Annotated in this window: 14 protein-coding genes; 5 read left to right on the forward strand and 9 right to left on the reverse strand. The window is 61.3% G+C overall.

Annotated features, from left to right (window positions below; all coding sequences use genetic code 11):
• Positions 1 to 84 precede the first annotated feature (84 nt).
• The gene (locus tag ACFWXH_RS18545) at positions 85 to 528 is read left to right on the forward strand and encodes a GNAT family N-acetyltransferase (protein WP_379122648.1); all 444 of its coding nucleotides are present in this window, start codon (positions 85 to 87) and stop codon (positions 526 to 528) included.
• Between the two features lie 41 nt (positions 529 to 569).
• Here ACFWXH_RS18545 and ACFWXH_RS18550 read toward each other — a convergent pair whose 3' ends face one another.
• Positions 570 to 1,619, reverse strand: coding sequence for a GH25 family lysozyme (locus ACFWXH_RS18550; protein WP_054313821.1), 1,050 nt, complete (start codon positions 1,617 to 1,619; stop codon positions 570 to 572).
• 179 nt (positions 1,620 to 1,798) lie between these two features.
• Between ACFWXH_RS18550 and ACFWXH_RS18555 the strand changes: the two genes are divergently transcribed.
• On the forward strand, positions 1,799 to 2,989 hold the full coding sequence (locus ACFWXH_RS18555; protein WP_379123294.1) for a VWA domain-containing protein: 1,191 nt from the start codon (positions 1,799 to 1,801) through the stop codon (positions 2,987 to 2,989).
• Between the two features lie 89 nt (positions 2,990 to 3,078).
• On the opposite strand, the gene ACFWXH_RS18560 is transcribed toward ACFWXH_RS18555, so the two are convergent.
• The 6 genes from ACFWXH_RS18560 to ACFWXH_RS18585 form a co-directional block, all read right to left on the reverse strand.
• Positions 3,079 to 3,663 (reverse strand): CarD family transcriptional regulator, encoded by a 585-nt coding sequence (locus tag ACFWXH_RS18560; RefSeq protein ID WP_054313823.1) that lies wholly within the window; start codon positions 3,661 to 3,663, stop codon positions 3,079 to 3,081.
• A gap of 364 nt (positions 3,664 to 4,027) precedes the next feature.
• Positions 4,028 to 4,366 (reverse strand): ferredoxin FdxA, encoded by a 339-nt coding sequence (gene fdxA, locus ACFWXH_RS18565; protein ID WP_054313824.1) that lies wholly within the window; start codon positions 4,364 to 4,366, stop codon positions 4,028 to 4,030.
• Between the two features lie 242 nt (positions 4,367 to 4,608).
• Positions 4,609 to 4,995: an RNA-binding S4 domain-containing protein gene (locus ACFWXH_RS18570; protein ID WP_379122651.1), complete on the reverse strand. Its 387-nt coding sequence runs from the start codon at positions 4,993 to 4,995 to the stop codon at positions 4,609 to 4,611.
• Between the two features lie 46 nt (positions 4,996 to 5,041).
• Positions 5,042 to 8,341, reverse strand: a complete 3,300-nt coding sequence (locus ACFWXH_RS18575) for a helicase-related protein (protein WP_379123295.1) — start codon at positions 8,339 to 8,341, stop codon at positions 5,042 to 5,044.
• Between the two features lie 748 nt (positions 8,342 to 9,089).
• Positions 9,090 to 9,815, reverse strand: coding sequence for an acetoacetyl-CoA reductase (gene phbB, locus ACFWXH_RS18580; protein WP_054313826.1), 726 nt, complete (start codon positions 9,813 to 9,815; stop codon positions 9,090 to 9,092).
• A gap of 250 nt (positions 9,816 to 10,065) precedes the next feature.
• The gene (locus ACFWXH_RS18585; protein ID WP_379122653.1) at positions 10,066 to 11,250 is read right to left on the reverse strand and encodes an acetyl-CoA C-acetyltransferase; all 1,185 of its coding nucleotides are present in this window, start codon (positions 11,248 to 11,250) and stop codon (positions 10,066 to 10,068) included.
• A gap of 301 nt (positions 11,251 to 11,551) precedes the next feature.
• Between ACFWXH_RS18585 and phaR the strand changes: the two genes are divergently transcribed.
• Positions 11,552 to 12,160, forward strand: a complete 609-nt coding sequence (phaR, locus tag ACFWXH_RS18590) for a polyhydroxyalkanoate synthesis repressor PhaR (RefSeq protein ID WP_379122655.1) — start codon at positions 11,552 to 11,554, stop codon at positions 12,158 to 12,160.
• Positions 12,161 to 12,191: 31 nt separating this feature from the next.
• On the opposite strand, the gene ACFWXH_RS18595 is transcribed toward phaR, so the two are convergent.
• Positions 12,192 to 13,712: a malonyl-CoA synthase gene (locus ACFWXH_RS18595; RefSeq protein ID WP_379122657.1), complete on the reverse strand. Its 1,521-nt coding sequence runs from the start codon at positions 13,710 to 13,712 to the stop codon at positions 12,192 to 12,194.
• Between the two features lie 151 nt (positions 13,713 to 13,863).
• Here ACFWXH_RS18595 and ACFWXH_RS18600 point away from each other — a divergent pair, with 151 nt between their 5' ends.
• Positions 13,864 to 14,931: a dipeptidase gene (locus ACFWXH_RS18600; RefSeq protein ID WP_379122659.1), complete on the forward strand. Its 1,068-nt coding sequence runs from the start codon at positions 13,864 to 13,866 to the stop codon at positions 14,929 to 14,931.
• 10 nt (positions 14,932 to 14,941) lie between these two features.
• Here the strand turns inward: ACFWXH_RS18600 and ACFWXH_RS18605 are convergent, their stop codons facing one another.
• Positions 14,942 to 15,187: a hypothetical protein gene (locus ACFWXH_RS18605; RefSeq protein WP_379122661.1), complete on the reverse strand. Its 246-nt coding sequence runs from the start codon at positions 15,185 to 15,187 to the stop codon at positions 14,942 to 14,944.
• Positions 15,188 to 15,397: 210 nt separating this feature from the next.
• Between ACFWXH_RS18605 and betI the strand changes: the two genes are divergently transcribed.
• Complete coding sequence (gene betI, locus ACFWXH_RS18610) at positions 15,398 to 16,090, forward strand: transcriptional regulator BetI (protein ID WP_379122663.1); 693 nt, start codon at positions 15,398 to 15,400, stop codon at positions 16,088 to 16,090.
• The last annotated feature ends 29 nt before the right edge of the window (positions 16,091 to 16,119 follow it).

Consider the following 16,119-nt stretch of genomic DNA (forward strand, 5'->3'; position numbering starts at 1 on the left):
CCCGAACAACGGAAAGGCACAGGCTGTGCCATCGCATCAGCACAGAAGGGCGGATACAACGGTTGGACACCGAAGGGGAGAACCATGACCGTCACCGTCCGCCCGCTTGAACAGTCAGATCACACCGAATGGCATCGGCTGTGGACCGCCTATCTCAAATTCTACAACACCGTTCTGCCGGAAGAGACGTATCAGCTCACCTGGAAGCGGCTGTTCACGCCGGGCGAATATGAGCCGCGCGGCTTCATCGCCCTCGTCGATGGCAAGCCGGTCGGCCTCACCCACTACATGTACCATCGCTCCTGCTGGGCCGAGGCCAACAACTGTTATCTGCAGGACCTGTTCGCCGATCCCGAAATCCGCGGCAAGGGGGTCGGCAGCGCCTTGATCGACGCCGTCAGGCAGGCTGCAAAGGCGGTCGGCGTTGTCAACGTCTACTGGATGACGCACGAAACCAACGCCACCGCGCGCAAGCTCTACGACCGCGTGGCGCGCCGTACCGGTTTCATCGAATACGACCTGATGTAATCAAGGACAGTCGGCGGGATCGCTTGTGTCCCGCCGGCCCGTCAGCTCGACTTGTCGGCGACCCAATCGTGCCAGTCGTCTTCCGAGCCGTGGAAGGCATTGAGGTCGATCTTGCCGGCGACGCCATGCGACAGGCCGGAACCGGAATACTGCCAGAACACCCATTTGCGGCCGGGATAGACCTTCGAAGGGTGCTGTGCCACCGCGCGCAGCCAGAACGGGTAGTTCTGGAACTCGCCCCTCAGATTGTCGCGGTAGAAATCGGGAGCGGTGTAAATGATCGGACGCTGGCCATAGTGCCGCTCCAGTCTGTCCATGAACACCTGCATCTTCTCCAGCACCCTCTCCCGTGAAGGACGCCGCTTGCAGCTGGATTCGCCGTTCCATTCCACATCGATGACCGGCGGCAACGCACCGGCGACCTTCGGCACGTTGCGGATGAACCAGTCGGCCTGTTCACCGGCGGTGCGGCACCAGTAGAAGAAATGATAGGCGCCACGCCGCAGGCCCGCCTGGCCAGCTTCGCGCCAGTTCTTCCTGAACATCGGATCGAGATGATCGCCGCCGTCGGTAGCCTTGATATAGGCGAAGTTGGCACCTTGCGTGCGCAGCCTTGCCCAGTCGATATCGCCCTGCCAGCGCGAGACGTCGACGCCGTGCACGGCAAGCTGCCTCGGCGAGGTGGCGCGGCCGAAATTGATCGGCTTGGCATCACGGAAGCGACGGGCATAGACGTCGCCGCGCACGATCGCCGCCTTGCGGATCGTCGGCTTTTCCGCTGGAGCCAATATCGCCGGCTTCGCTGCGGGCAAGGGCATGGCCGGCATGTTGGGCTGGGACCCCGCGAAAGATTCAACCTCGGGAATGGATGCTTCCGGAACAGGCGCCGCCATCGCCATTTGTGGAGCCGGCGCTTCGCGCAGTTCGGACCTGATATCGGCGGTCGGCACCGGGCTGTTCGGCCGGGCGATCGAACTGGTCGTCTCGGAAGACGGCCCCGGCGACAGGACTTCATCCATGCCGGAGCTGGAAGCGCAGCCGGCGAGCGCCGCGCAGGCAAGCAGAATTGCCGACACCGTGGTGAAACGCATGTGAACCCGTACGCAAAAACAAGAACCGGAGACGGGCACCGATACCAAAACTCCCGCCAAGGGAATTGCTAACGGGAAATTACCAAAAAAGGCTGAATCTTATTTTTACCATGAGTGTGGCAAGGCGGCAGTATCTACCCGCCCTTGCCACTCCGCCCTGGCCGACGCACATTGGCGCGATGTTCATCCCGTTTTTCCTCGAACTGAAGGCCGCCAAGGTTCCCGTCTCGCTTCGGGAATACCTGACTTTGCTCGAAAGCCTGGAAGCTGATCTCGTCAGCTACGACGTCGAGGGTTTCTATTATCTCGCCCGCGCTACTCTGGTGAAGGACGAGCGCCACATCGACCGTTTCGACCAGGTCTTCTCCCATTATTTCAAGGGTGTGGAGGCGGTCTCGGGTGAAGGCGGCGTCGATGTTGCGGCGCTGCCGGAGGAATGGCTGCGCCGTCTGGCCGAGAAGACGCTGACGGAAGAGGAAAAGAAGCTGGTCGAGGCGTTGGGCGGCTTCGAGAAGCTGATGGAGACGTTGAGGGAGCGGCTGGAGGAGCAGAAGGGCCGCCACCAGGGTGGTTCGAAATGGATCGGCACGGCCGGCACCTCGCCTTTCGGGGCCTATGGCTATAATCCCGAAGGTGTGCGCATCGGCCAGGCGGAAAGCCGTAACCGCCGCGCCGTCAAAGTCTGGGACAAGCGCGAGTTCAGGAATTTCGACGATTCCGTTGAGCTTGGTACGCGCAACATCAAGGTGGCGCTGAAGCGCCTGCGCCGCTGGGTGCGCGAGGGCGCGGACGAGGAACTGGACCTCCCCGGCACCATCCACGCCACAGCCGAGCATGGCTATCTCGATGTGCAGACCCGACCCGAGCGGCGCAATGCCGTGAAGCTTCTGATGTTCTTCGATGTCGGCGGCTCGATGGACGACCACATCAAAGTGGTGGAAGAACTGTTCTCGGCGGCCCGGGCGGAATTCCGCCAGCTGGAATATTTCTACTTCCACAACTGCCTCTATGAAGACGTCTGGAAGGACAACCGCCGCCGCTACACCGAGAAGATCCCGACCTTCGACGTACTGCATAAATACGGTCACGACTACAAGGTGATCTTTGTCGGCGACGCCTCGATGAGCCCCTATGAAATCGTCTCCCCAGGCGGCGCGGTCGAACACTGGAACAAGGAGGCCGGCGTCACCTGGCTGCAGCGCGTGCTCAACCAGTGGCCGAACGCGGTCTGGCTTAACCCGACCCGCGAGCCGCACTGGGGCTACACACATTCCATCGGCATGATCCACGACATCTTTGCCGGCCGCATGTACCCGCTGACATTGAACGGCCTGGAAACCGCGACAAAGCAGCTGTCGCGAAAGCACTGAAAGCGCCTTCTCTCCTTAGAAAGGGCTCTCGTCCAACAAAAAACCCGGCCAAAGCGACCGGGTTTTTGTAACTCAGAGAAGAAGACCAATCAGGCAGCTTCTTCCTGCTCGGTTTCTTCATTGTCGGCCTTGGCGCCACGCTTGGGACCCTTGTTGAGGTTGACCTCGATCAGGCGCACTGCTTCGGTTTCCGACATACGGTTCACCGCAGCGATCTCGCGGGCCATGCGGTCGAGCGCTGCTTCATAAAGCTGGCGCTCGGAATAAGACTGCTCTGGCTGGTTCTCAGCGCGGTAGAGATCGCGCACGACTTCCGAGATCGAGATCAGGTCGCCGGAATTGATCTTTGCATCGTATTCCTGGGCGCGGCGCGACCACATGGTGCGCTTCACGCGAGCACGGCCCTGCACGACCTTCAGCGCACGATCGACATAGTCGGTCTCTGAGAGCTTGCGCATACCGATCGAGGTTGCCTTGGCGACCGGCACCTTCAGGCGCATCTTGTCCTTCTGGAAATCGATGACGAACAGCTCCAGCTTGTGACCCGCCACCTCTTGCTCGTCGATCGAGACAATCTGGCCGACGCCATGCGCCGGGTACACGATGAACTCACCGGTCTTGAAACCGTGACGGGCTGCGGATGCGGACTTCTTCTGCGGGGTTGTCGTTGCCATTACGCCCTGAACTCCTTGTTGTGACGCCGGCAGGCCTCTGCCGACAGAACTGGGGCTGCCGGATCAGGTCCAGCTTGGAATGCCACACAACAAGCGAAATCCTCCGGAAAAAAGCCCGTGCCGGCCAATCGCAAAAAGCGTTCGCCTGGCCCAGAATGCTCTGGTCCGGAAATTGGAATTCACCTTTCGATGATTAGGGGCGTATGCGCCATAAATCGACGTTGTGTCACCGGCATGTTTTTTCCGTGTAACACAAAAACTCGCAAGAATCAAGATTTTGCTGCATACGCGAAGGACAAGCACTACCCTGCCTGTCAAGACGGTTAGCACAATCCTGCTGTTACAGTTGGCCTGTCTTGAACCGTCAGTCGCCGCCGCCCGGCTCCGCCGAGAAGTACTTTTCGAACTTCTCCGTCTCACCATCGAACTGCTTGGCGTCGGCCGGCGCGTCCTTCTTGGTGGTGATGTTAGGCCATTTCTCGGCGTACTCGGTATTGACCTGCAGCCATTTGTCGAGGCCAGGCTCGGTGTCCGGCTTGATCGCGTCCGCAGGACATTCCGGCTCGCATACACCGCAGTCGATGCACTCGTCCGGATGAATGACGAGCATGTTCTCGCCTTCGTAGAAACAGTCGACCGGACAGACCTCGACGCAGTCCATGTACTTGCATTTGATGCAATTGTCGGTGACGAGGTAGGTCATGGCCTGCTCCGGGAAAGTCCCGTTTTGTCTAGAGCATTTCCGTTTTTCACGGAAACGCGGAAACGCTCTCACTCTTTGACACAATTCCGGACGGAAAACCGCTACGCACTTTTCCTGGAATTGCTATTGTTGCCGGTCAGGTAACGTCTTTGGCCAACGCTTGCAAGACCGGCTCATTCCAAGGAATTGGCCCAGGCGGGTTTTGCATTCCAACGGCTACGCCGCAATGGGCTTTTATGCCCTCAATCCTCGTCGCGCAGGCGATCCGTTTGCCGCCTCTCCTTCTTGGTCGGGCGGCCGCTGCCGGTGTCGCGCAGTGGCACGATCGCATCCGGCAGCGTTTCCTGCCTGGTCGTCGGCACCGGCGACATATCCTCATAGAGCGCGCGCGCTTCTTCAGAAGGGCCACGCCTGATACCTGGCGCCAGCACTTTCCAGACGAGGATTCGTCCATCGAGCGTGATGGTCAGAACATCTCCGATCTTGACCAGATCGGATGCCTGCGCTGCTTTGTCGCGGTTGATGCGCACCCGCCCGGCAATCGCCAGTTTCGCAGCCAGGGACCGCGATTTCACCGCACGCGCGAAGAACAGCCACTTGTCGATGCGCTGGCGACCTTCGGCGGCCATTGGCTCAACAGCCAATGCGGCGCGCCGAAAGACGCAAGCGGGCCATCTACTTCTTCAACTGGTCGCGCAGTGCGGCCAGCTTGGCAAAAGGCGAGTCTGGATCGAAGCGTGCCGGCCGTTCCTCGCGCGGCTTTCCTTGGAAGGAGGGCTTGCCACCCTTGCCTTCCGGCCTGCGGCCGTCTTGCTTTGCCTTCCAGTCCGGACGGCCGTCGCGGCGGTCCTGACGCTCGCCATGCGGCTTGTCGCCGGGACGGTCCTGCCGCCCGCCTTCGCCGTTGGCGCGACCCTTGAAGCGATCGCGCGAAAAGCGCTCCCGGTTGTTGCCTTGATCGGCGCCTTCGCGATCGGAACGTTGGCGATTGTTTTCGCCAGACGCCTGAGCATTGCGGCCGCCACGATGGTGACGATTGTCGCGGCGATGGTCGAAACGTGCCTGCCGCCACAGCAGGATCGGTTTCGGCTCTTCCGCCTCTGCCTTGGCCGCCTCGCCGCTCGGTTCAGTACTTTCGCTTGCGACAGCTTCGGCCTGCTCGGTTTCGACGGCAGCCGGCTCGATCGCCTCGGCTTCGCCGGCAGCATCCGCAGTTGCTGCAGCTTCTTCAGTCTCGTCGGTAGCGTCGGCCACTTCAACGGCCTCAGCCGTCTCAGCATCTTCGACACTATCAGCCTCGGCGGCTTCCACGGCGACAGCTTCGACTTCCGACGTTTCGGCTCTCGGCTCGGAAACCGGCGCGGCGTCGGCCGTGACAGGCTCGTCAACGGCCTCTGCGGCAGCGGCTTCGACCGTCTGCTCGGTCACCTTTGCAGCGGCATCAGCTGCGGCCTTCGCTTTCGCGACCTCGCGGGCGACTTGATCGAGTTGCTCCAGCTTGGCCTTGACGTCCGCCGCCGGCTTCGGCTCGGCGCGGTAGCCGAGGCCTTTCAGGATCTCTTCCATGTCGTCGGCTGTGGCGCCGAGGATCGACATCATCGGCGGCGTCACCATGAAGGCCTGACCGTCATAGGCACCATCCGGACGAATGCCCAGGCCAGGCTTCCAGTTGGTCGCCGGACGAATGAGGTCGGCCAGTCGCTCCAGGATGTCGACGCGCACCGCGCGGCGACCAAGATTGCGATAGCCGGCCAGCCGGTAGAACGCCTTGTCGTAGGTCGGATCGATCACGATCGAGGTGCGGCCTGAGGCCAGCGCATGAACCACGTCGCCGAAGCCCGGTTTGTCCTTGCCATCGTTCTTCAGCGCCCACAAAAGCGTCACCAGGCCAGCCGGCGCCGGCTTGATCAGCGATGGCACGAAGACATGGTAGGCGCCGAAACGCACACCCAGACGCCGCAGCGCCGCACGACCTTCCTGGTCGAGGCTGCGCATCTCTTCTGCGATATCGCGCCTGTTGATGAGGCCGAAATGCTCGACAAGCTGGAAAGCGATGCCACGGGCGATGCCCGTCAACTGTTCGGCATTCTTCATGTCGACCAGTGGCTTCAAAAGCAGCTCGACCTGGAAATTGACAAAACGTTCGGCGCGCGCCGCCACTTTGTCACGCGCCGGGCCGGTCAGCTGTTCGTCGGCAAGCAGCACCAGCCGCGGCTTCAGCGTGTCTTCGCCGGCGACCAGCGTGCCGATCGGCGCGCCGATCCAACGCAGCACGCCATCGGAGCCCAAGGCGATGTCGTTGTTGCCGGACGCAGCGAAGCGCTCGGCACGGGCTTCGAACTCCGAGGCCAGCGCCTTCTGGGCGGCCGAGCGCACGGCCTTGGCGTCTTCTCCGCCGGCGCCCTGGTCTGCCGTGAAGCGGAACCCTTGCAATTCGCCGACATGATGGCCCTCGACGAGGACGGTTCCGGTAGGACTGATTTCGGCTTCAGGCATGGTATTTTCTCTAAGGCGCCGCATGAGGACGGAAGTCCTGCGATCAACGAAGCGTTTCGTCAACCGCTCATGTAACGCGTCCGACAATCTGTCTTCGATTTCCCGTGTCTTTTCTTGCCAGTGTGTCGGATCGGCAAGCCAACCTGGACGATTGGATACAAAAGTCCACGTGCGGATCTGTGCGATGCGATGCGAAAGCGTGTCGATATCGCCCTCGGTCGTGTCGGCGCGACGCACCTGTTCGGCCATGTAGGTCTCGTCGACATGGCCGCGCCTGGCAAGGTCCATATAGATGGAGGCGATGAGGTCAGCGTGCTGGGCGGGTGCGATCTTGCGATAATCCGGCAAGGCACAGGCTTCCCAAAGCAGGGCCACCCGCTCGCGGTTGGCGGCAAGCGTGCGGATTTCGCCATCCTTCGAAAGGAACTCCAGCGCCTGCGCATCGACGGCCGGCAATGCCCGGGTCAATCCTTCCACCGGCGCGTTGGTCTCGATCGAACGCTTCAACGCGTCGAGGTTGGAGAAATCAAAGGTGGCAGTGCGCCATTGCAGAACCTTCACCGGCTCGAAGTCATGGCTTTCGATCTTCTGGACGAGATCGTCGTCGAGTGGATCGACCTGACCGGTAACGCCGAAAGTGCCGTCGCGCAGGTGCCGGCCGGCGCGGCCGGCGATCTGGCCGAGCTCGGCGGCGGTCAAATTGCGATATTGGTAGCCGTCGAACTTCCTGTTCTGGGCAAAGGCGACGTGGTCGACGTCGAGATTCAAACCCATGCCGATGGCGTCGGTCGCAATCAGATAATCGACATCGCCGGATTGATAGAGTGCCACCTGTGCATTGCGGGTGCGGGGCGACAGCGCACCGAGCACGACGGCAGCGCCGCCCTGCTGGCGGCGGATCAGTTCGGCGATCCCGTAGACCTCATCTGCCGAGAAGGCGACAATGGCAGAGCGCCGCGGCAAACGGGTGAGCTTCTTGGAACCGGCATAGGCAAGATGCGACAGGCGAGGCCTGGTCACCACCGACACGCCCTTCAGGAGCTTCTGCAGGATGCCCTGCATGGTGGCGGCCCCCAGAAGCAGCGTCTCCTGTCTGCCGCGCAGGTTGAGGATGCGGTCGGTGAAGATATGGCCGCGCTCGAGATCGCCGGCCAACTGCACTTCGTCGATGGCAACGAACGCGGCATCGGTTTCGCGCGGCAGTGCCTCGACGGTATGGACGGAGTATCTTGCGCCGGCGGGTTGGATCTTCTCCTCGCCGGTGACCAGCGCGACCTTGTGGGCGCCGACCTTTTCGCACAACCGGGCGTAGACCTCGCGCGCCAGAAGGCGCAGCGGCAAGCCGATGACGCCGCTCTCATGCGCGATCATTCTTTCGATGGCGAGATGCGTCTTGCCGGTGTTGGTCGGGCCAAGCACGGCCGTGACGTCGCGGCCTGAGAGGATCAGCGGTTCGGTTGGTTTGGGATGGATATTCATCGGCCCGGAAAGAAGACCTTTTCCCGTCATCGGCGCCGCCCTGCCCGGCGACAGCGCACACATAGGCATTCAGGCGCCGGAGCGAAAGGATAATGTTCATGGAAGCGTCGCACGCGATCACCCCGATCAGCCTTTTGCACCGTCGAATTAACGCTCGGAACGAGTCTGGAACGAATCAGCGACGAATCGCTGACTCTTCGCGATTCACGGTTCGTTCACGGCTATATATGGACAAGACATCCCCGAGTCGCACCACATGCTGAATCGACTAACTGCCTCGACCACCCATGGAACGAAACCACCGTTAACGTTTGCCGGCAATCGACACTCCATTGATTGCCGGCTAACGGCGATCACTCCTCAACCTGCTGAAATCATTGTGCTTTCTTAACATGAATTAACCACTTTCATGGCTTGAGCGGCGATTTCCGTTAACGATCCGACCAAAGCCGGAACGAATCGGCGACGAATCGGCGATCGCGGAAGTTTCCCGGTTTGTTCACCCCAACATCTTGTGTTGTCCACAGCTTGTCCACCGACGATCCACTGCCTCGCGGAGTGTTTGTTCGTCTCGTATCGATCAGCCGTTAACCTTTGCGTGCCGTATCGGCACAACCAGCCGGAGCGTTGGCGGCCATCCGCCCCCCCGTCAGGAGACCTCTTCGTCAGGCAGAAGGAGGGCGGCTGTAGCCTTCGCAAAAATAAAAACGGGCCGCGAGCGGCCCGTTTTGCGGTAAGGCAAGATCGCTCACGCGAAATACTGCCCGCCATTGGCCGTGATGGTGGAGCCGGTGATGAAGCCCGCTTCCTCCGAAGCCAGGAATACCACACAGCGCGCGATCTCTTCCGGCTCGCCGAGGCGGCCGACCGGGATCTGCGGGATGATGCGCTCGTTGAGCACCTTTTCATCGATCGCCTTCACCATCTCGGTGGCGATATAGCCGGGGCAGATCACGTTGACTGTGATGCCTGCGCGCGCTCCCTCCTGGGCGAGCGCCTTCGTGAAGCCGATGTCGCCGGCTTTGGAAGCCGAATAGTTGGCCTGGCCGGCCTGGCCCTTCTGCCCGTTGATGGAGGAAATGGTGATGATGCGGCCGAACTTGCGGTCGCGCATGCCGCTCCACAGCGGATGCGACATGTTGAAGACGCCGGACAGGTTGGTGTCGATCACCTCTTTCCATTGCTGCGGCGTCATCTTGTGGAACATTGCATCGCGGGTGATGCCGGCGTTGTTGACCAGCACTGAAACCGGGCCGAGATCGGCTTCCACCTTGCCGACGCCGGCCGCGCAGGCCTCGTAGTCGGCAACCGACCATTTGTAGGTCTTGATCCCCGTTTCCGCCGTGAACTTCGCTGCTGCCTCGTCATTGCCGGCATAGTTCGCGGCAACGCTGTAGCCGGCATTCTTCAAACCGATCGAGATTGCGGCACCGATACCGCGTGACCCACCTGTGACGAGTGCGACTTTACTCATGCGTTTCCCCTTTGCTGCATCTTCGTTGAGCGATCCGTAATGGCGGATCTTTTGAATCCGACTCTTATGAATGAGCCTTGAACCAAACCATGTGACATGGCTTCAGAAGCAATTCCAGGAAAAGTGTGTAGCGGTTTTCTGTCCGGAATTGCGTAAAAACAAAGAGTTAGAGCGTTTCCGCGTTCCGTGAAAACGGAAACGCTCCAGAGACGGAACGGGCGGCACTTTGGCCGCCCGTTCCTGTTTTCAATCAGAGTGTCTCGACACACATCGCGACGCCCATGCCGCCGCCGATGCACAGGGTGGCCAGCCCCTTCTTGGCGCCACGGCGCTTCATTTCATAGACAAGCGTATTGAAGATGCGCGCGCCAGAGGCGCCGATCGGATGGCCGATTGCGATGGCGCCGCCGTTGACGTTGACGATGTCCGGGTTCCAGCCGAGCCCCTTGTTGACTGCGCAGGCCTGCGCGGCAAAGGCCTCGTTGGCCTCGACCAGATCGAGATCGGATACCTTCCAGCCGGCCTTCTCCAGCGCACGCTTGGACGCCGGGATTGGGCCGGTACCCATCACCGACGGGTCGACGCCTGCGGTCGCCCAGGAGGCGATACGGACAAGCGGAGTGATGCCGCGGCGTGTGGCTTCGGCCTCCGTCATCAGCAGGGCGCCGGCGGCCCCGTCATTGATGCCGGAAGCGTTGGCGGCGGTCACCGTGCCGTCCTTGTCGAAGGCGGGTTTGAGCTTGGTCATGGCGTCCAGCGTGGCGCCGTGGCGGATGTATTCGTCCTGGTCGACGACCGTGTCGCCCTTCCTGCCCTTGATGGTGAAAGCCACGATCTCGTCCTTGAACCTGCCTGCCTTCTGCGCGGCCTCGGCCTTGTTCTGCGAGGCGAGGGCGAAAGCATCCTGGTCGTCGCGGGTGATCTGGAACTGCTTGGCGACATTCTCGGCTGTGATGCCCATGTGATAGCCGTTGAAGGCATCCCACAGGCCATCCTTGATCATGGTGTCGATCATCTTGTAGTCGCCCATCTTCACGCCGGCGCGCAGATGCTGCGCATGCGTCGACAGCGACATCGATTCCTGGCCGCCAGCCACGATCACTTTGGCGTCACCGCTGGAGATCTGCTGCATGCCGATGGCGATCGCACGCAAGCCGGAGCCGCAAACCTGATTGAGACCCCAGGCCGTCGTCTCGATCGGCAGACCGGCGTTGATCGATGCCTGTCGCGCCGGGTTCTGGCCCTGGGCCGCCGTCAGCACCTGACCGAGGATCACCTCGTCGACTTCCGCAGCTTCGACACCCGCACGCGACAGCAACTCGCGGATCACCACGGCGCCGAGCTCGTGCGCGGGGGTTGCCGCGAAGGCTCCGTTGAAGGACCCGACGGCAGTGCGCGCGGCACTTGCGACGACGATGGCGTTGGATGCGGACATGTTCTTCTCCAGACCTCGAATTGAGCGGTTTGCAACCGTTGGTTTGACTTTTCTTGCCGGTTCCAGGCTTCGAGTCAAACTGGAAATCGGTCCCTTTTGCGTCGTCCTTGCCACCGCGCAAGTCATGCCGCGCAGCATATTGCGGCATGCTGCGCAGCATATTGCAGCGCCGAAGAGACGGTTAGAACTTCCGCACTGCACAAACCGCTTGGAATTGTGCCGGTTTTGCGCATATCCTCGACAAGGGAGTAATCGTTACCGGCTGCTTACCAGCATGCCGGTATCCGCGGGAGGATGCTGAATGGCGGCGAAAGACGAACCGGTGGTCATCAAGAAATACGCCAACCGCCGGCTCTACAACACAGGTACCAGCACCTATGTGACCCTCGAGGACCTCGCCGAAATGGTGAAGAAGGGCGAGGAGTTCACCGTTCAGGATGCCAAGACCGGTGACGACATCACGCACCCCGTGCTCACCCAGATCATCTTCGAGCTGGAGAACAAGGACGGGCAGAACATGCTGCCGATTCCTTTTCTGCGTCAGCTCATCGCCTTCTACGGCGATCAGATGCAGATGATCGTGCCATCCTTCCTCGAACAGTCGATGATCGCCTTCTCCAAGGAGCAGGAGCGCTTTCGTGACCAGATGAAGTCGGCGCTCGGCAAGACGCCGATGGACATGATGAAAATGCCGACGCCGATGAAGGCGTTGGAAGAACAGACGCGGCGCAACATGGAAATGTTCCAGAACGCCATGCGCATGTTCACGCCTTTTCCAGGCGCAGGATCGGCCGCGCCGAACAGTGCCCCCGAGCCGGCGAAGCCCGAACCTTCCGAAAAAGGGGACGATCTGCAGGAACTGAAGGAACAGATCGCCGCCATGCAGCGCAAGCTGGACAAGTTGTCGTAAGCGGCGCCTTCTCTCCCGGCAGGGAAGACCCCTATCCTTTCGCCGTGAAGGTCTCGGCAAAGCGCTGCCGCAAGAGGTTCTTCTGCACCTTGCCCATGGTGTTGCGCGGCAGTTCGTCGATCACGAAGATGCGGCGTGGCTGCTTGAAGCGAGCGAGATTCGACGCCAGTCCATCAAGCAGGTGGGTCTCATCCAGTATCGCTCCCTTGCGCGCGGTGACGACACCGACCACGCCTTCGCCGAGATCCGGATGGGGCACGCCGATCACCGCCGATTCCTCGACGCCTGGAACCTCGTCGAGCAGCAGCTCTATTTCCTTCGGATAGATGTTGTAGCCGCCGGCGATGATCAGGTCCTTGGCGCGACCAACGATGGTGACGTAGCCGGCGGCATCCTGCGTGGCGAGATCGCCGGTGATGAAATAGCCGTCCGCACGGAATTCCTGCGCGGTCTTTTCCGGCATGTTCCAGTAGCCCTTGAAGACATTGCGGCCCTTCACCTCGATCACGCCGATTTCGCCTGTAGCAACAGGCTTGCCTGTATCGGGTTCCGCTATCCGCACCGAAACACCGGGCAGCGGCTGGCCGACCGTGCCGGCGCGGCGCTCGCCGTCATAAGGGTTCGACGTGTTCATGTTGGTCTCGGTCATGCCGTAGCGCTCGAGGATGCGCATGCCTGTGCGCGCCTCGAAATCCCGGTGCGTTTCGGCCAGCAGCGGCGCACTGCCGGAAACGAACAGGCGCATATGCCGAACCAGGTCCCGCGTCAGCCGAGGGTCGGCGAGCAACCGCGTGTAGAAGGTCGGCACGCCCATCATCGTGGTCGCGCGCGGCATGTTCGCAACCAGCTCGTCGATGTCGAGACCGGGCAGGAAGATCATCGATCCGCCGGTGAGCAGGACGACATTGGTAGCCACGAACAGACCGTGCGTATGGAAGATCGGCAATGCATGCAGGAGCACGTCTTCCTTGCTGAAATGCCAGGCCTCGACGAGCGCCTCCGCATTCGACAGCAGGTTGTCATGTGTCAGCATCGCGCCCTTCGAACGCCCGGTCGTGCCGGAGGTGTAGAGAAAAGCTGCAAGATCGTCCGGCCCGCGTTGGGCCGGCGCATAAATCTCAGGCTGGCCGGCGGCGCGCTCGGTCAGCGTGCCCGAGCCGTCGCCGTTGAGGGTAAGCAGCACCGCCCCGGCCTTGTCTGTCACCGGCCGCAGCGCCGAGGCACCGGCGCTGTCGCAGATCAGAAGTTTCGCGCTGGCATCGCTGACGAAATAATCGACCTCGGCAGCCGTATAGGCGCTGTTCAGCGGCAGGAACACCGCCCCCATGCGCATGGCGGCAGCATAGACGGCCAGCGCCTCCAGTGATTTCTTTGCCTGCAGCGCCACCCGGTCGCCGGGTTGTACACCGGCGCCGGCCATCGCATGCGCAATGCGCGCGGACAGTCTCAGGAAGGCGGCATAGGAAACCTCGGAGCCATCTTTCAGCGCAAGAAAAGTGCCTTCATTGGCTTCGTGTGGCCGAAAGAGGGCGTCGTAAAGCATATTCGTCAAGGGTGGCTCCGGCGGTTCGAAACGTATGCCCTCTTCCAGCATGGCTGGAATGCAGTGACAAGCACAAGCGGCTTGCTGGCATTTGCGTGCATGGGCGACGCGCCGTAAACAGGGTGCCTCGTCTTCCATGTCGACAGCCGAAAGTCCCCAAATGACCGAGACCGACCTGATCCCCGTCTTCGACGGCCACAACGACACGCTGCTCAAGCTTTATCAGTCCAGCGAAGCCGACGTCGAAAAACTGTTCATCGAAGGGTCGCCGGCCAACTGGCATATCGACCTGCCGCGCGCCAGGAAGGGCGGGCTTGCCGGCGGCATGTTCGCCATCTTCCCGCCCCCGAGGGAAGAGCGCAGGGCCAAGGATGATGGCGTGCCGGCCATGCCGTCTGACAACGAACCACTGCCGCCGGAACTGTCGCGCGAGTTCGCCCGGGAAACCACGCTTGGCATGGCATCGGTCCTGCTGAGACTGGAGCGAGCCGGCGCGCTCACCGTTTGCCGCAGCGCCGCCGACATTCGCGGCGCCATGGAAAAGAAGTCGATCGCGGCGGTCTTTCACATCGAAGGCGCCGAGGCGATCGACACCGACCTTGCCATGCTCGACGTGCTTCATGCCGCGGGCCTGCGTTCGCTCGGCATCGTCTGGAGTCGCCCGAACGCATTCGGCCACGGCGTGCCCTTCCGCTTCCCGTCCTCGCCGGACACGGGCGACGGCCTCACCGATGCCGGCAAGGCGCTGGTCAAGGCCTGCAACAAACTCAGGATCATGATCGATCTCTCCCATCTCAATGAGAAGGGTTTCCGCGACGTCGCCAAGCTTTCCGATGCGCCGCTGGTCGCCACTCACTCCAACGTGCATGCGCTTTGCCCGCATTCACGCAACCTCACCGACTGGCAGCTCGGCGCCATCCGTGACACCGACGGTATGGTCGGCCTGAACTATGCCACCGGTTTCCTGCGTGAGGACGGCCGCATGAATTCCGACACGCCACTGGAAGTCATGGTGCGCCACGTCGACTATCTGGTGAAGGCGCTCGGCGAAGATCGCGTCGGCCTGGGTTCCGACTTTGACGGCGCCATGATCCCGGCCGCGATCGGCGACGCCGCCGGCCTGCCGAAGCTTCTCGAAGCATTGGCCAAACATGGCTATGGCCGCGCCCTGATCGAAAAGATCGCCTATCGCAACTGGCTGCGCGTTCTGGGAAAGTCGATCGGATAATCGGTCCTGTCTACTCGCCGCCAATCCGTTTCAGCCACGCCTTGCCGACACCGCGATCGCGGATGATCGGCAAGGGATCTTCCGCGTCCAGCCTGGAGCAGATGCGGTAGACCTCCAGGGTCTCGGCGTTCATCTCGCCACGCTTGTAGAAATACATGGCGGCCGCATAACGCGCGCGGCCCGACCAAAGCTGGCCGAGCGGCATGTTGATCAGCGCCCACTGTTCCGCCGCTTCCGTCTCGTCCTGTTCGGTCATCGTCGGCAGCCCAAGTTAATGACCTGTCAGAGCAGGCCATGGCCCGTCGTGGATCTTGGCACGGTCGTTCCCGTCTTGTCCATATTGAATGAATGTTCAGCAAATTATATTGCGTTTTCACACTGACCCGCTAGGCTTTGATGCATCAGACTTTTCGGGCAAAGACTATGCGATAAAACGATGAGATAGCGTGCCGGAGATGTTTCGCCGATGAAGACAATCGATCTCGAAGACGAGCCCATTGAGGCTGAGCGGCAAAGCAGCCCGGAAAAGCGCGGCCGCAAAGCTTCCAAGGAGGTGCGCCGCCAGCAGCTGATCGAGGCAACGATCGATTCACTTGCGAAGCGCGGCTATTCCGAAACGACGATGGCGGATGTGGCGGATGGCGCGAAATTGTCGCGCGGCATCGTCAACTTTCATTTCGAGAGCAAGGAAAAGCTGCTCGTCGCCACGTTGCAATATATGTACGACGAGTATTCGGCACATTGGCGCAATGCCTACGACAAAGCGGGCGTCAACGCGGGCGACCAGTTGAAGGCGCTGGTTACCGCGGATTTCGACCGCGCCGTCTGCAACAAGCGCAAGCTGGCGGCGTGGTGCGCCTTCTGGGGCGAGGCGAAATCGCGCCCCACCTACCAGGCGCTCTCTGGCGCACGCGACACCGATTATCAGAACATCCTGTTCGACCTGTGCAGCCGTTTGAAGGCAGAGGCCGGCTACGGATTCGAACCTCACCATCTGGCGCTGGCGCTCAGCGCGCTGTTGGAAGGACTGTGGCTGCGTTTGATGATGGGGTTGGAAGACGTCACCCGCGAAACCGCATTGCAGGCAGCCAACGAATTCCTGCTGACGACTTTCCCCAAGCACTACACGAGAGAGGCGAACGGCATTCGGAGACTTTGAGAGCAGAGGAGCGCTTTCTCGAGGAACGA

Source organism: Mesorhizobium sp. NPDC059054 (genome assembly GCF_042739215.1).
Classification (GTDB): Bacteria; Pseudomonadota; Alphaproteobacteria; order Rhizobiales; family Rhizobiaceae; genus Mesorhizobium.

Bases quoted from the DNA above. Each gene is read 5' to 3' on its own strand.
- ACFWXH_RS18545 (WP_379122648.1), top strand. From the start codon at position 85: ATGACCGTCACCGTCCGCCCGCTTGAACAGTCAGATCACACCGAATGG.
- ACFWXH_RS18550 (WP_054313821.1), bottom strand. From the start codon at position 1,619: ATGCGTTTCACCACGGTGTCGGCAATTCTGCTTGCCTGCGCGGCGCTC.
- ACFWXH_RS18555 (WP_379123294.1), top strand. From the start codon at position 1,799: ATGTTCATCCCGTTTTTCCTCGAACTGAAGGCCGCCAAGGTTCCCGTC.
- ACFWXH_RS18560 (WP_054313823.1), bottom strand. From the start codon at position 3,663: ATGGCAACGACAACCCCGCAGAAGAAGTCCGCATCCGCAGCCCGTCAC.
- fdxA (WP_054313824.1), bottom strand. From the start codon at position 4,366: ATGACCTACCTCGTCACCGACAATTGCATCAAATGCAAGTACATGGAC.
- ACFWXH_RS18570 (WP_379122651.1), bottom strand. From the start codon at position 4,995: ATGGCCGCCGAAGGTCGCCAGCGCATCGACAAGTGGCTGTTCTTCGCG.
- ACFWXH_RS18575 (WP_379123295.1), bottom strand. From the start codon at position 8,341: ATGAATATCCATCCCAAACCAACCGAACCGCTGATCCTCTCAGGCCGC.
- phbB (WP_054313826.1), bottom strand. From the start codon at position 9,815: ATGAGTAAAGTCGCACTCGTCACAGGTGGGTCACGCGGTATCGGTGCC.
- ACFWXH_RS18585 (WP_379122653.1), bottom strand. From the start codon at position 11,250: ATGTCCGCATCCAACGCCATCGTCGTCGCAAGTGCCGCGCGCACTGCC.
- phaR (WP_379122655.1), top strand. From the start codon at position 11,552: ATGGCGGCGAAAGACGAACCGGTGGTCATCAAGAAATACGCCAACCGC.
- ACFWXH_RS18600 (WP_379122659.1), top strand. From the start codon at position 13,864: ATGACCGAGACCGACCTGATCCCCGTCTTCGACGGCCACAACGACACG.
- ACFWXH_RS18605 (WP_379122661.1), bottom strand. From the start codon at position 15,187: ATGACCGAACAGGACGAGACGGAAGCGGCGGAACAGTGGGCGCTGATC.
- betI (WP_379122663.1), top strand. From the start codon at position 15,398: ATGAAGACAATCGATCTCGAAGACGAGCCCATTGAGGCTGAGCGGCAA.